General features: G+C 73.4%; 2 protein-coding genes. One reads left to right on the top strand and one right to left on the bottom strand.

Translation table 11 applies throughout. From position 1 onward, the window contains the following. A partial coding sequence (locus HW445_RS32245) for a helix-turn-helix transcriptional regulator (protein WP_180224288.1) occupies positions 1-176 on the top strand: 176 nt, incomplete at its 5' end. 236 nt (positions 177-412) lie between these two features. On the opposite strand, the gene HW445_RS32240 is transcribed toward HW445_RS32245, so the two are convergent. After that, on the bottom strand, positions 413-1,068 hold a 656-nt coding region (locus tag HW445_RS32240), incomplete at its 5' end, for a YsnF/AvaK domain-containing protein (RefSeq protein ID WP_257231449.1).

Raw genomic sequence — 1,068 nt, 5'->3', positions numbered from 1 at the left:
TGGAACGGCAGGTGGCCGGCCTGGTGATGGAGGGGGCGACCAACCGGGAGATCGCGGGGCGGCTGTTCGTGAGCGTGAAGACGGTGGAGGCGACCCTCACACGGGTCTACCGCAAGCTGGGCATCCGCTCCCGGATCGACATCGTCCGCCTCACCGCGGGCCACGCGGGCGGCTGACCCTCCTCCGGTGTCCCGGAGTGCCCCGGACGCCCCGCCTCCGGGGCCGCGCGTGGGGACGGGGCGGACCGAGGGAGGGAAAACCCTCGGTCCGCCCCGCAGGGCAGTCCCTCATGTGCGCCGGGTGGGCATCCTCCTAGGCTGACCTTGACCCCGACAACGGGCCGAAGACCGGGGGGCGTTGCGGACGACCACGAGCGACCCGCAGCGCCCCCCGTCCAGCTGTGGAAGGGCTGTCACCTTCCTCCCTTGCGGTGCTTGCCGCGGCCCCCGCCCTCGCCGCCGAGACCGCCGGTGTCCACACCCGGCGAGGACGAGGCGTCCGTGCCCGTGGACTCGAAGCCCTCCGTCTCGATCCGCTCCCTGCGGACACGGCCGGTGACGGTCTTGTTCTGGACACGCTCCTCCGTGGTGAGCCGGACCCGCTCGACCGGGACCACCTCGGTCTCGACCACGGGCTGCTCGGCGTGGAGCGTCACCTCGTACTCCGCCTCCTTCAGCGGCTCACCGGAGAGCGCCGAGGAGCGGTTGGCGTCGGTGATCGGCTCGCGGACGACGCGGACCTCCTCGTACCGCAGCGGAACGCTCTGCTGCACCTCTTCCGTGTCGACGTACTTGTGCAGCCTGGCCCGGCCGCTCTCCTGACGCTCGACACGTACGTGCATGCGCTCCTCGGAGCGCGTCATGGCGTTCTCGGCCGTCTCCTGGCCGACGTCCCCGGCGGCGCCGGACCGGGTGCGGGACTCGAAGCCCTTGCCGCCTCCCTCGGCGCCGGTACCGCCCGCGTAGGCCCGGCCGGTGTCGTCGGCCTCCCCGGCCTTGCGCCCGCGTGCGGACGACGCCTTGCCGGCGATGCCTCCGGCCACACCCCCGGCACCCACGCCCACCCGGT

It is taken from the genome of Streptomyces sp. UH6 (assembly GCF_013421635.1).
Taxonomy (GTDB): domain Bacteria; phylum Actinomycetota; class Actinomycetes; order Streptomycetales; family Streptomycetaceae; genus Streptomyces; species Streptomyces abyssomicinicus.
Note: the sequence above shows the minus strand (reverse complement) of the source record. Positions and strands in the feature narration are given on the sequence as shown.